Origin of the sequence: Chitinimonas koreensis, assembly GCF_014353015.1 — a bacterium.
Lineage (GTDB): Bacteria > Pseudomonadota > Gammaproteobacteria > Burkholderiales > Chitinimonadaceae > Chitinimonas > Chitinimonas koreensis.
On the sequence record NZ_CP060704.1, the window covers coordinates 2,414,592 to 2,429,333 of the forward strand.

The window sequence follows — 14,742 nt, forward strand, 5'->3', positions numbered from 1 at the left end:
GAGGCGTGAGGGGTGAGGTGTCGACCCCATCCCCACCCCAGCCCTCCCCTTGAAGGGGAGGGAGCCAAATTGCGACACGTTTGACGATCACTGGTGACTGAATCTGGCGCGTCCAGCTCCTCCCCTTCAAGGGGGAGGCCGGGAGGGGGATGGGGTTGCACCTCACGCCTCACCCCTCACGCCTCACTCTCCGTGTTTCACCGTATGCCATTCGACGCCATGCCGGCCCGGCAGGAGACGAACTATGAAGACCGCACGCACCGCTCCCCACTTCCACCTGCGCCGCGCCTACGCGGCCGTGCTGGCCGCGCTGTGCCAGGCGCCGCTGTGGGCCGCGCCCGATCCCGGCGCGCTGCCCGAGGGGGGCAGGTCAGCGCCGGCAGCGCGGCGATCCGCCAGTCGGGCAGCGGCATGGACGTCGACCAGGCCAGCCAGCGCGCGGTGATCGACTGGCAGCGCTTCGACATCGGCGCCCAGGCGCGCGTCGACTTCCACCAGCCCAATGCCTCGGCGGTGGCGCTCAACCGCGTGCATTCGGACGATCCGAGCCGCATCTACGGCCAGCTCAACGCCAACGGCCAGGTCTTCCTGGTCAACCCGGCCGGCGTGCTGTTCGGCCCCGGCGCGCGGGTCAACGCGGCCGGCTTGGTGGCCTCCACGCTCGACATCGGCGACGCCGACTTCATGGCCGGCCAGGACCGCTTCGTGCGCGGCGCGGGCGGCGGCAGCGTCGTCAACCAGGGCTCGATCGCCACGCCCGACGGCGGCCGGGTCTACCTGATCGGCGACGCAGTGCGCAACGAAGGCCTGATCCACAGCCCCGGCGGCCGCATCGTGCTGGCGGCCGGCCAGCGCGTCGAGCTGGTCGACGGCGCCGATCCGCTGCTGGGCGTCGAGATCGGCGCGGTCGACGGCAGCGCGATCAACCTCGGCGAGCTGGTGGCCGAGGGCGGCGCGATCCATGCCTATGCCGCCAGCCTCGGCCAGCAGGGCGTCGCGCGGGTCGACAGCATGAGCACCGACGCGGCCGGCCGCATCGTGCTGCGCGCCAGCGGCGAGGCGGTGCTCGGCGCCGCCAGCGTCACCTCGGCCAATGGCGGCCAGGGCGGCTTCGTCGGCGTCGAGGCGGACACCACCCGCGTCACCGGCGCCGTCAGCGCGGCCGGCAGCGCCGGCCGCGGCGGCGAGGTGCGGCTGCTCGGCGAGCAGGTGGCGGTCTACGGCGATGCCCGCGTCGATGCCTCGGGCCGCACCGGCGGCGGCGCGATCCTGGTCGGCGGCGACTACCAGGGCGCCAACCCGGTCGTCGCCAACGCCCGTGCCACCTTCATCGGCCCCGATGCGCGGTTGTCGGCCGATGCTACCGGCCACGGCGACGGCGGCCGCATCATCGCCTGGGCCGACCAGGTCACCCGCGCCTACGGCTGGTTCAGCGCGCGCGGCGGCGCCCAGGGCGGCAACGGCGGCTTGGTCGAGACCTCGGGCGGCTGGCTCGACGCCCGGCCGGCCCATCTCGACCTCGGCGCCGCGCGCGGCGCGGCCGGCACCTGGCTGCTCGACCCGAACGACCTGGTGATCGGCACCGGCGGCAACAGCAACATCAGCGGCGGGCCCAACTTCACCACCACCGGCGACAGCGCCTTCCTCGACGCCACCGTGCTCGGCGGCCAGATCACCGGCGGCGCCAACATCGTGGTGCAGACCGCCGCCGCCGGCGCCAACAGCCAGTCCGGCGACATCACGGTGCAGGCCGACGTGACCGCGGCCGGCACCGGCTCGCTGACGCTGCGCGCCCACCGCGACATCAACATCGCCGCCGGCGTGGCGATCACGGCGCCCGGCGGGGCGGTCGACGTCAGCCTGGTCAGCGACAGCGACGGCAACCAGCAGGGCCGCATCTCGATGGGGGCAGGCAGCTCGATCGACTCGAACGGCGGCGACATCGCCTTCGGCGGCGGCGGGGCCGACGGCCGCGCCTACGGCTACGGCGCCAACTTCGCCGGCATCGACCTCAGCGCCGGCGCCACGCTGGCGGCCGGCGCCGGCAACGTCACGCTGACGGGCAGCGGCAGCCTGACCGGCAACGGCGGCTACGGCGTGATCCTGTCCAACAACAGCGTGGTCAGCGGCAACGCCGTCACGCTCGACGGGGTGGATCCGGACACGCCCGACGGCGGCTCGCCGTTCAGCGGCATCGCGGTGTTCAACAGCCAGATCAATGCCACCGGCGCGGTCACGCTGAACGGCAGCAACCTCGGTGACGGCGAGGGCATCATCACCAGCCTGGGCCAGATCGACGGCGCCAGCATCGCCTTCGCCGGCAGCGGCGCCAACGGCATCGGCACCATGCTGTTCGACACCACGGCGCAGGCCGCGGCCGGCGGCACCATCAGCGTGAACGGCAGCACCACGGCCGGCGGCCACGCCTTCGCGCTGCAGGATTCCACCCTGACCGCAGCCGGCGGCACCATCACGCTGCAGGGCAACGGCGGCACCAACATCACCGGCTACTTCGTCGGCGGCCTGGTCAATGCCGGCCAGATCACGGCGACGGCGACCGGCACCGCCGCCACCGGCATCCAGGTCGACAGCGCCGGCGTGCTGCAGGGCGGCGCCACCGGTTCGGTCAGCCTGAACGGGCAGGGCAGCGGTTACGGCGTCACCATCGACGACGGCAGCGTGGTCGCCGGCCAGATCACCCTGACCGGCAGCTCGGGCAGCGTCTCCGGCATCTACCTGCGCGACGCCACCCTGCACGCCATGGGCAACCTGCCGCTCACGCTGAACGGCAGCACGGTCGGCACCGGCCACGCCATCGAACTGGTGGCGCGCAACCAGCTCGGCGCCGTCGGCTACACCGGCAACATCGCGCTGCTGACCAGCGACGGAGACATCAAGCTGCTGGGCGCCGCCGGCGATTTCGCCAACGGCAGCAGCTTCACCTCGTCGGGCAGCCTGACCTTCGCCAACCTGACCAGCACTGCGCCCTACAGCGTCGACATCGCGCCGAACACCACGCTGGCCAATACGCTCAGCGGCATCACCGTCGGCAGCGCCAACAGCGGCGACCTGACCTTCTATTCCAACAGCGCCGCCATCAACACGCCCTCGCTGGCGGTGCCGGTGCCGATCGTGTTCCGCTCGGCCGGCTTCGTCTCGTTCCAGAACAGCCTGACCAGCACCGGCGGCAGCGTCGCGGTGCAGGCCGACGGCGACATCTACCTCAACATCGGCCGCTTCATCTCCTCGGCCGGCGGCCCGCTGGCGATCAGCTTCACCGCCGACCGCGACGGCAACGGCAATGGCCGCATCCACCTCGATTCGAGCAGCAGCCTGTCGTCCAACGGCGGCAACATCCAGCTGGCCGGCGGCGGCGCCGGCGGGCTGGCGATGGGGGCGTCCGCCGGCGTGCGCATCGACGGCAGCGTCAACGCCGGCGCCGGCACGGTCACCATCGGCGGCTCGGGCCTGGTGGCCGGCGGCGAAGGCGTGCTGATCACGGCCTCGGGCACGGTGTCGGGCGATACGGTGAACATCACCGGTGCCGCGCCGTTCACCTGCACGCCGCCGTGCGCCACCTACGCCGGGGTACGCCACGCCGGCATCGTGCAGGGCCGCGTCATCCAGGTGAACGGCAGTTCCGGCTCGAATTTCGGCACCTATGTCCAGGGCAGCGTGATCGGCAACGGCGCCGGCTCGATCGACCTGGTCGGCTCGACCACCACCACTGCGCTGCTCGACGGCCTGACGGTGCAGAACGGCGGCCACGTCACCGCGGTCGGCTCGAGCCCGATCCGGCTCAGCGGCTCGCCCTGGGTGTCGATCTACAAGCATTCGGTCAACGCCTCGGTCGGCGATCCCAGCTACTCGGGCGACATCCAGCTGATCGGCGCCACCGGCATCACCTTCGGCTTCTCCGGCCCGGTGGTGAGCGGCCCCGAGCTGCAGACCTCGGGCGCGGTGTCGCTGGTCTCGGCGGCGCCGGGCTCCAACCTGACGGTGCAACTGCGCGCCGATTCGCAGATCGTGGCCGGCGCCGGCCAGACCGTGCAGATCGGCGACGCCCAGAACACCGGCATGACGGTGAACCTGCTCGACGGCGGAGCGGTGGTGTTCGCCAACCCGGTGCTGTTCCGCTCGGCCGGGATGGTGACCTTCACCCGCACGCCGGCCTCGACCGCCACCATCGTCGGCAACGCCGCCTCGGCGCAGGCGATCCAGGTGGTCGGCAGCGGCTTCCACAACGACATCGGCAGCAACCTGCTGTCGGCGCCGAGCGGCCGCTGGCTGGTCTGGTCGGGCGATCCGGCCGCCGACCTGCGCAACGGCCTGGCCTACGACTTCAAGCAATACAACGCCGGCTACGGCGCCACCACGCCGGCCCAGCCGACCGGCAACGGCTTCCTCTACACGCTGGCGCCGACGCTGACGGTCGGCCTGACCGGCACGGTGAGCAAGGTCTACGACGGCAACACCAACGCCACGCTGGCGGCGGGCAACTACACCGCGAGCGGCACGGTCGACGGCGACACCGTCAGCCTCAACAACCCGGCCGCCGGCAGCTACGACAACCGCAACGCCGGCAGCGGCAAGACGGTGACGGTGACCGGCATCACCGCTTCGGCCGGCAACGGCGCCGCCGCGGTCTACGGCTACCAGCTGGCCAGTACCAACGCCAGCGGCGCGGTCGGCGTCATCACGCGGCGGCCGGTCAACGTCAGCGGCGTGACGGTGAACGACAAGGTCTACGACGGCACCACCAACGCCACGCTGACCGGCGCGGGCTCGCTGACCGGCGTGCTGCCGGTCGATGCGGTGACGCTGGTCACCACCGCCGCCAACGCCCAGTTCGCCGACAAGCACATCGGCGTGAACAAGACGGTCAGCATCAGCGGCCTGAGCCTGGGCGGCACCAGCGCCGGCAACTACCAATTGAGCGCCGCCAGCACCAGCGGCCAGGCCGACATCCACTACGCCACGCTGACCTTGCAGGTGCCCGACCAGGTCCGCTCGGAAGGCAGCCATGGCCCCTTCCACTACGACCTGCTCGGCTTCGCCGCCGGCGACGATTTCGGCGACGTCAGCGGTGCGCCCGACATCACCACCGCCCACGGCAACCAGCCGCCGATCGGCAGCTATCCCTTCATCGCCTCGCTCGGCACGCTGGTGGCGCAGGACTACCTGTTCCACCTCGGCCACGTCGGCACGCTGCAGGTGGTCGGCTCCTCGTCCAGCCCGGCCGAGACGGTCGATCGCCAGCCCGAGCCCTACGTGCAGGAACCGCCGCGGCAGGACGACGCCGGCAGCGCCTCGGTCGCCGCGATCGGCAGCGGCGACGCCAAGCCGCTGGCCGGCGACACGATCGGCTACCTGAACGCCGCCGCGGCGCGCGAAGCCGAGCGCTCGGTGCTGTACGGCGACGCGATTGCCCGGCTCGAGCGCGATCCGAGCGAGCCCGACTTGCCCGATTGCCGGCCGAGCGACGATCTCAAGACCCAGTGCATCCCGCCGCGGCCGCTGCGGCCGCTGGCCGAGGGCGAGACCGGCGACGTGCGGCGCAAGGTGGCCTACCTGTTCGCCAACTCCGACTACGGCAACGGCATCAACGACCTGATCACGCCCGAGCACGACGCCGAGCACATCGGCCAGGTGCTGCGCGACGATTTCGGCTACGAGGTGCGGCTCATGAAGAACGCCGACCGCCGCCAGATGGTGAGCGCGCTGAAGGAGGCGGCCGAGCTGCACCAGGCTGACGAGAGCGTGCTGGTCTACTACGCCGGCCACGGCGTGCTGGTGAAGGGCAACGGCTACTGGCTGCCGGTCGACGCCAACCCGCGCAATCCCAAGAGCTGGCTGTCGAACAACGACATCAACAAGTTCCTGGCGCTGATCCCGGCCAAGCAGGTGATGATGGTGTCGGACAGCTGCTTCTCCGGCACGCTGGCCAAGGAACAGCAGCTGAAGAAGGGCGCCGGCCACGACAAGCGCCAGCTGCTGGCGCGGCGCGCGGTGACGGTGATGAGCTCGGGCGACGTCGAGCCGGTGTCGGACGAAGGCAAGGACGGCCACTCGATCTTCGCCTACAGCTTCGTGCAGCAGCTGAAGGCGGCCAAGGCGGCCGGCTACGTCGAGGGCGTCGATTTCTTCGACGCGATCCGCCACCTGGTGACCGCCGAATACCCGCAACTGCCGCAGTACAGCGCCTCGCTCAATGCCGGGCATATGAGCGGCGCGGATTACTTCCTCGAACCGAAGTAGGCAGGGGGTCTGTAGGAGCGGCTTTAGCCGCGAACGGTGGCTGCGACACCTGCACCGATTCGCGGCTGAAGCCGCTCCTACGGGATGCGCATCACGGCAACGCAGGGCGACTTCAACCCGTAGGTCGGGCTTTATGCCCGACAGCGACGTCGATCGACCGCACTGTCGGGTATAAAGCCCGACCTACGAAGGATCGGTAGGAGCGGCTTCTGCCGCGAATGGCACGCGCGACACGAACACCATCGCGGCTGAAGCTACCCCTACGGGATGTGTCATATCGGAGCGTAGGTCGGACTTCAGTCCGACAGCGATCTCGATCGGTGCCACCGTCGGGCTTAAGTCAGCTCCACCGGCAACAACGCAGTCCAGCCGCTCCAGCCAACGACCACCACCATGGCCCTCCTGCACCCGCTCCCCCTCAAGCACCCCGGCTGGCTGGCCGCCGCGCTGGCCTTCGGCCTGACGGTCGGCGGACTGCTGGCGGCCGCGCCGCCGACCACGCTCGACGTCGCCCACTACGACTACGTCATGGCGCGCAGCACCCGCCCGGTCGACCGCCACGTCGCCTGGGCCGCGCCGGACCTGCGGCTGCCCCTCGCGCTGTCGCGCCAGCAGATGCTGCCGCTGTATGCGCTGGCGGCCGAACGGGTGGCGGCGTTGGGCGGCCGCGCGGTGTTCATCGACGCCCAGGTCGCGCTGCGCAACTACCGCATGCTCGATTTCGGCCAGTGCATCGAGCCTGACGGCGGCGTGCAGCTGTGCAGCCTGCGCGGCGAGCCGCGCTGCAGCGCCGACGACGGTTACCGCCGCAGCGCGCCGCTCGATCTGAACCCAGCCGCGATGCGCCTCCTGGTGATGCCCTATCCGCTGTCCGACCGCACGCCGATCCCCTACGACCTGCTGTTCGGCGCGCGCCACGCCGCCGGCGGCAGCCTGCCGCGCTTCGCCTCGTCCGAGCTGCCGCTGTCGCGCGACGGCGTGGTGCGCCAGGCCTACGCCGACCGCGACGGCTTCCTCGCCGCGCTGCGGTCGGGCGCGGCGACCACCGCCTGTGCCGAGGTGCCGGGCGCCGCCGCGTCGGACCGGCGCTGCGTGCCGATCCGCTTCGGCACCGGCGCGAGCTGGAACGGCGAGCGCACGCCGCTGCAGCTGTCGTGGCTGGCCAGCTGCCGCGCGAGCGACTGGCAGGGCCTGCGCGCCGCGGTGGCCGGCCGCACGGTGGTGCTGCAACTGACCGATCTCGACGAGCCGACCGACCTGCACATCACGCCGCTGCTGCGCTCGGCCGCCAACCTGCAGCTGACGCTGGGCCCGCAGATCGTGGCCGACAGCGTCGAGACCGCCGCGTCCGGCGACGCGCCGCGGCGGCTGCCGTTCTACCCCTCGCTGGGCCTGGCCGCGCTGGCCGCGCTGGTGGCTACCATCCTGTTCGCCGGGCTCGATTTCGGCGTCGCGCTGGCGGCGCTGGCCGGCCTGGCCGCGCTGGCCTGGCGCGCCGCGCCGGCCGCCTACCCGTGGGTGCCGCTGCCGGCCAGCGCGATCGCCGCCGCGGCGCTGGCCAGCGCCGCGCTGGTCACGGCGGCCCACCTGCGCATCAACACCCGCCGCGGCCGGCTGCTGCGGCGCTTTCTGCCGGCCCAGGTGCACCACCTGCTGCTGAGCAGCCAGGCGGAGGCGCTGAGCAACCGCGAGGTCCAGGCGCAGATCCTGATGAGCGACCTGGCCGGCTACACCACGCTGACCAATCTGCTCGGCACGCCCAAGCGCCTGTTCGGCCTGCTCAACGACTACCTCGACGAGATCACCCGCGGCCTGCAGCGCGACTACGACGCCTGGCTCGAGGCCTACGTCGGCGACATGGTCTGCTACTACTGGCCGGCACTGGAGCTGGACGGCACGCCGAGCCTGGAAGAAGGCCGCCGCCGCGCAGTGCGCGCCGCGGCGCTGCTGCTGGAACGCCAGCACGCCTTCTTCGCCGGCCTGCCGGCGCACCTGGCCGGCCTGCCGGACGAACAGGTCGAGCGCATCCGCAAGGTGCTCGGCGCCGGCATCGCGCTGACCGAGGGCATGGTGATGCTGGGCGAACTCGGCCCGGCCGACGGCGTGCGCAAGTTCGGCATCCTGGGCGACCCGATCAATCTGTGCGCGCGGCTGGAAGCGCTGACGCGCAAGTTCAACAGCCGGCTGATCGTGACGGCCGAGCTGCGCGAAGCGGCGGCCGAGGCCGGACTGATGGTGCGGCGGCTGGGCCGGGTGCAGGTGAAGGGCCGGCTGGAAGCGCTGGAGATCTGGGGCGTGGAGGTGACGGGCGACGCGGGCTTGGCCGAGGAGATCGCTGCGTGGGAGCGTTGGCTGGCGGCGTTCGAGGCGGCGGGGGAAGGTGAGGAACTAGCTGCGCTGGCCGAGCCGAATCGCTATCGCGGCGATGTGGAGCTGGTGCTGGGGTGGCGGTTGCGCGGGATCTGGAATTTCGAGGATCGGGTGTTTCATCTTGACGAGAAGTAGCACATAGCGGTCTGGTGTGCCGGTCCGGTGCGATTACGAATGGTCATGATACAAATGGATATGGCCTCTTTCACCGCATGCTTGTTCTTTTTGGTCAGCAAGGTAGGCAAACCTTGCTCCTGTGGTTATATTCTGACCGACTGTAGGTAGGAGTTGTCATAGTGGCTTGGTGATAATTGCGGAGCTTGTCATGCTTGATGCATATGTTGTGGTGGGTTGTACCTGCCATGGCATTGTTTAGAACTGTCGAGTTTTCCCAATCCTCCAGGTGAGATATCTGTACGGCGATAAAGGTCGAAAGCCTTTGCCTGCTCGAATTTTTTCTTCTCAATTGGGGTTTGTATGAAAAATATTGCGATTCAATGTCTTCTCTTGATCATGATCGGTGTTCCAGCGTTAGCTGGAAGCCAGGCGGGCCAAATTACCAAACTGATCGTCCGTGCCAGTGATGGATTGATTTATTTCTTCTTGGATGGGACGCCGACGGGCCGGCCCACATGCGCTGATGCGCCTTATTGGATGATCAAGAACGAAAATTCGAATGTCGGGAAGCAGCAGCTTGCAACGCTTCTCGCTGCTCGGGCTGCAGGACAGCCGGTCGCTGTGACCGGTACAGGAGCGTGTACCCGCTGGTCCAATGGAGAAGATGTCGACTCGATCACATATTGAGCGAATCTCTCGATTGCTGAAAGGGTGGCTTGCATCGTCTCAAATTTGTCCAGTGCGGAAGCTTCAATGTTATTGATGCGACGTTAGTTTGCCGGCATTTTTGCGTACGAAATACTGTAATCCCACTTGTTGTACCGTAATGGAAGTCGTGGTTGTGCATGCACGGTCGCGTTGGTATGAATTGTCCGGGTTTAAAGGAATAAAATATGTTGTGCCAAGGTGATGGATATTCTCCGGGTCTATTGAACGCTTTGCGCCATAAAATTGGTGCGTTGCGTTTAAGGGCAATCTGTTTCCTTGGCCGCAACAGCATGTCTGGGGCGGAGGGCATGCTGTTGCATGGCGTTGTCTTGGGCTTCGCCGCAGTTGCACTGCTATGGTCGCTGCCCGCAACGTCGGCTGAAGCGCCGACCAATACTGCGCGGGCTCTGCCGGCCATCCTTGACCTGCTCCTGGCTGGCGACTCAAGCAGTCCAGATGAGTCGCCCCTGCCTCCGCAGCCGACGAGCCTGGCCGCGATCAGTTTGCCCCACTTGGCCAATGCCGACGCCGGAAGCCTGCCCGGCGAGCTGAAGACCAGCAACGGGGCGGCCGTCTACAGTTTGCCTCTGGCGCTGCCGCCCGGCTCCGGGGCAATGACGCCCAGCCTCGGCCTGGAATACAACAGCCAGGCCGGCAACGGCCCGGTCGGGCTGGGCTGGAGCCTGGCGGGCTTTTCGTCTATCCAGCGTTGCGAAAAGACTCTGGCTCAGGACGGCTCGGCAGGACGAGTCACCTTTACGCAGTCGGACCGGCTGTGCCTGGACGGCCAGCGCTTGGTCCGCGTCAATGGAGCGGATGTCAGCCTGTCGGACGATGCCGGCAAGGATGCGGCCTACTGGGCAGTCGATGCCGAATACCGGACCGAGGTCGAGACTTTCCAGCGTATTACGCGCTTCAGTGCCAACGGGCGCGTTGGCTTCAAGGTCGAGACCAAGGCCGGCCAGACCCTGTACTACGGCATCGATGGCCTCGACGGCAAGGCGGCCAGCTACGTGCTGGCGCAAGGCCGCAGCGACGGTCAGGCGGCCAGTTGGTCGCTGGATCGCCGCGAAGACGTCAGCGGCAACCGGGTGACCTACGAATACGTGCTGAACACGGCGCGCGGCGAGCACTATCCCCGCCAGGTGCGCTACGGTGCCCACGCCACCGCGGGAGTGACGGCGGATCTGATCGTGCGGTTTGGCTTCATCGGCCGCTCGGACGAACAGACCGGCTATTTCGGTGGTAGCAAGGTCGAACTGAGCCAGTTGCTCAGGACCGTCACCATGGCGATCGATACCGCGGCTGATGGCACGGGCGGCACGCGGGTTGGGACTTACACTTTGACCTATGGTCAGAGTGGCAGCACCGGCCGGAGTCTGCTCCGGCAGGTCGAGTTGTGCACGCCCGGCGCAACGGCAGGCGCGGCAGATATTTGCCTGCCCAAAACCATCTTCACCTGGGGTGAAGAGACTGCACCGCAATTCGTGTTGGCCGAAGAAGTGCCAAATGTGAGCTATGCCTCCGCCGGACGCACAGATACGCCCACCGTGTCTTGGTCTTGGTCGATGGAAAGGCCGATGACGCTCGAAGCGCCGGCAAAGGCCAACTGGATCTCGTTCGAGAAAAAGTATTGGTGTGAGGTTTGCACCGGTGTGGACCGTGAATTCCTGAGCGAGCGCACCGGGCGCTACCGTGTTGCACTGAACGATGGCAGGGTTATAGAAGGCGCTGACACAAGGCTGGCCAATCCTGAAGTTGTTAATGGGCTGCTCAACCAGATCATGCCGATAAACCTGGACGGTGGTGATGCCAACGGCCTTCTGGTTTATAGCGATCGAATAGGGGGAGTGGCCGGTTATACGTTCGACGGCCTGTTCAATAAGGTGGTGGAGAAATACTGCGCGACATCGATCCGCGGCGGGCAGTTCTTCGTCGATTCCTGTACGCCGGTCACATCGCTGCTCGCCAAGGATGGCTATACCAAGGTCTATCTGTCGGACTTCGATTTCCTTGGCCGGGGCAAGCCGAATTTCCGGCGGGTGAAACCCGATGGCAGTGCTCAGCTTTGCGTATTGAACGAAGGCGTGGCTGACTGCCAGACCTCCAAGACGCTGGTGGACCGCACGCCCGATGTATTGCCGCAGGTCGCACGCGGCAAGATGTTCGACCAGTTCGCACCGATCAACTTCAACCGCGGCGAGATCACCGACCTGTTCTCGGCCTCGTTCGCCAATATGTCGGCCGCGGTCAATACCTATGACCGTCTCGGGGCGACCCGGGTTTGCATATCCGCCGCCCAGGTCGAGTGTGAAATCGTCAAATACGACTTCACCCTGCTCAATAGCGGAAACGGCACGCTCGGCGAATACCGTCCGGCCGAATCGGTCGGCGACCTGAATGGCGACGGCATCGCCGACTTCGTCTTCTTCGATGGGCAAAGCAAGACCTACGTCTGTCTGGGCACCGAACGATCCGCCGACTGCTTCGTGGCCGGTGAGGGATGGGGCAGTTACAACCGGGCCGGCTCGGGTAAAACCATCCTCACTTCCTTGGGCGACTTCCGTGGTACGGGCCAGACTGCCTTGTTGGTCCGCAAGTGGGACGTCGGCGTCGACCGGCTGCAATTGTGCACGCTGTCGTTCCGGACATTGAATTGTTCCGATGTGAGCGGCGGTATTCCGGGGATTGCTGGTCTCGAGTACTACCGGGTCTCGATCGTCGCAGATGCTCGCAACGGCTTGCCCACGGTACAGGTACGCACCTCGGGTACGACCAGCAAGGAGGCGCACAAACGCTATACCCTGGCCCGTACGCCGGGCCTGGATCGCATCGTTGCGGTGCAGGACGGCTGGGGCGCCGCGACGACGTGGTCTATGGCCGGCCGGATGATGCCGAGCTCTATCGCCGGCAGGCGACCGACCCGGCTGGCATCGCGATGCCGCTGCCGCGCCATCCCTCGCAGTACGCCACGCCGGGTAGCTTGGTCCGGCGGATCGAGCGGGGCAACGGCGTGGGCGATCGGCGAGTCACGACCTTCCGCTACGAGCAGATGTTGCGTGACGCACTGGGTCGCAAGGGCCTGGGCTTCGCCAAGCAGGTCGCGACCGACCCGCAGACCGGTATCGCCACTACGACCTACCAGAGCCAGGCCTGGCCTACGCTGGGCATGCCGCTGCGGACCATGGTGCAGGCCGCCAACAACACGGTGTTGAGCGATACGCAGGCCGATGCCCAAGCCTACGCCAATATCCATCCCAATGCTGCCAGAAGCTGGTTCGTCTATAGCGGCCGCCAATTGGTCGAACGGCGCGACTTGGATGGCAGCGCACTGGGCAGCACGCTGAGCTGTATCGACTACGGCCTGGCGGCGGGCGGGCTCAGTTGGGGCAATGTCCGGCAAAGCCTGGCGCTCGTCGCGCCGCAGAAAGCCACGGTGGACATTACTTGCGCCCAAGCCGTCAGCCTGGGGGGCGCCTGGAAGACCCGCACCGACACGACCTACAAGTCCGCGGCCGCATCTTCGGCGCCCTGGCTGCAGGGGCTGGTCGATACGGTTACGGTGATCCGCTCGAGTCCGACCGAAACGGCCGCAGCCCGCGTGGTCCAGTACGGCTACGAGAGCAACGGCTTGTTGAAAACCGAGGTGCGGCAGCCTGCCGATACGGCATACAAGCTGACTACCAGTTACGACCGCAGCGGTAATGCCTTCGGTCTGGTGAACAAGAAGACGCTGTCCTGGCGTGATCCGGCCAGCAATACCGACCAGACCCGCGTGGTCGAGGACGTGGCCTACGACACCAAGGGCCGCTTCCCGACCGTGGTGAAGAATGCGCTGGGTCAGGCCGAAACGCGTGCCTACGACCCGAAGACCGGCGTGCAAACCAGCCTGGCCGGCCCCAATGGCCTGGTCACGACTTGGGCGGTGAACGGCTTTGGCCGCAAGACCGGGGAAACGCGTTCCGACGGCACCGAGACGCGCTACTACCTGGAGCAATGCGATGCCGGTTGCCCGGCCGGCGCGGCATCGGTCGAAATTGCGGATCATTTCAAGGGCGTGGACCGCATCGCGGTACCGACGCTGTCCTACCGCGACAATGCAGGCCATGTGCTGCGCAGCCAGAGCTACGGTTTCGATGGCCGCACGATCATGGCCGACCAGCGCTACGACAGTCGCGGACGGCCGTGGGAAGTCGACCAGCCGCGCTATGGTGGCGATGCGGCCGTACTGGCCAGCCGGCAAGGCTATGACGCGCTCGACCGCGTCACCAGCATCGTCACGCCGGACGAGGCCGGCACGGAACGCAGCGTCACCACTCAGTACAAGGGTCTAGTCACGATCCAGACCAACGCCAAGAGCTACACCAAGACCGACGAGCGCAATGTGCTGGGCCTGTTGGTCAAGAGCACCGATGCGTTGACCAAAGCCACGCTGTTCGGCCGCGACCCGTGGGGCAACCTGAACCAGACCACTGACCCGAACGGCAATGTGATCAAGGTCGCGTACGACGTGCTCGGCCGCAAGACCGAGTTGCAGGATCCGGATCTAGGCACGATTCGCTACGAGGTCGACCCGCTGGGCCAGGTGTGGAAGCAGGTGAGCCCGAAGCAGAAGGCAGCGGGTCAATCGACCAAGTTCGAATTCGATGCGCTGGGCCGGATGACGGCGCGCTATGAGCCTGACCTGGAAAGCCACTGGATCTACGACCACGCCACTACGCCGGCCAGCTGCGCGAGTACCAAGAGCTGTGGCCAACTGGTGGAAAGCCATACCGGCACCAGCACGGCCAAGGACTATCGCCAGACCCAGACCTACGACAGCCTGGGCCGGCCGTATGTCACGACCCGCTACCTCGACGTCAGCTATATCGACGTACTGGCCTACGACAACTGGGGCCGTCTCGCCAAGCGCAGCTTGCAGCGCGGCAGCGCCTCGGCCAAGGTGTACGACAACCGCTACAACGCGCTGGGCTATCTGGCGCGGATCGAGCGTGGCGGTTTCGCGCTCTGGCAGGCCAACGCGCAGGATGCGGCCAATCGAGTGACTCAGGCGAGCCTGGGCAACGGGTTGAGCATCGATACGATCTACAACCCCGAGACCGGCCGCTTGACCGGCGATCTGCTCAAAACCGCTGCGGGTGCGCCGCGCATTCAGGAGGGGTACCAGTACGACGCGCTGGGCAACGTGACCCAGCGAAGCCAGTACTGGAATGGCAGTACGGGCTTCACGGAACTCTTCGATTACGACGCGCTGAACCGGCTCAAGCAGAGCCAGGTGACGGGCAAGAC

General features: G+C 67.4%; 5 protein-coding genes. All 5 read left to right on the top strand.

What is annotated here, in order from left to right:
• Positions 1-244: 244 nt before the first annotated feature.
• The 5 genes from H9L41_RS10400 to H9L41_RS24620 all read left to right on the top strand — a co-directional run bounded on the left by H9L41_RS10400 (position 245) and on the right by H9L41_RS24620 (position 12,668).
• A complete protein-coding gene (locus H9L41_RS10400) occupies positions 245-445 on the top strand; it encodes a hypothetical protein (protein ID WP_187523799.1) in 201 nt (66 codons plus the stop codon).
• Positions 412-6,258, top strand: a complete 5,847-nt coding sequence (locus H9L41_RS10405; protein ID WP_187523800.1) for a two-partner secretion domain-containing protein — start codon at positions 412-414, stop codon at positions 6,256-6,258. Before H9L41_RS10400 ends, H9L41_RS10405 begins: the two co-directional genes overlap by 34 nt.
• Before the next feature lie 393 nt (positions 6,259-6,651).
• The gene (locus tag H9L41_RS10410; protein ID WP_028448060.1) at positions 6,652-8,763 is read left to right on the top strand and encodes an adenylate/guanylate cyclase domain-containing protein; all 2,112 of its coding nucleotides are present in this window, start codon (positions 6,652-6,654) and stop codon (positions 8,761-8,763) included.
• A 342-nt stretch (positions 8,764-9,105) separates the two neighbouring features.
• Positions 9,106-9,432: a hypothetical protein gene (locus H9L41_RS10415; protein WP_211236942.1), complete on the top strand. Its 327-nt coding sequence runs from the start codon at positions 9,106-9,108 to the stop codon at positions 9,430-9,432.
• 329 nt (positions 9,433-9,761) lie between these two features.
• The gene (locus H9L41_RS24620; RefSeq protein ID WP_265583996.1) at positions 9,762-12,668 is read left to right on the top strand and encodes a SpvB/TcaC N-terminal domain-containing protein; all 2,907 of its coding nucleotides are present in this window, start codon (positions 9,762-9,764) and stop codon (positions 12,666-12,668) included.
• Positions 12,669-14,742: the final 2,074 nt, after the last annotated feature.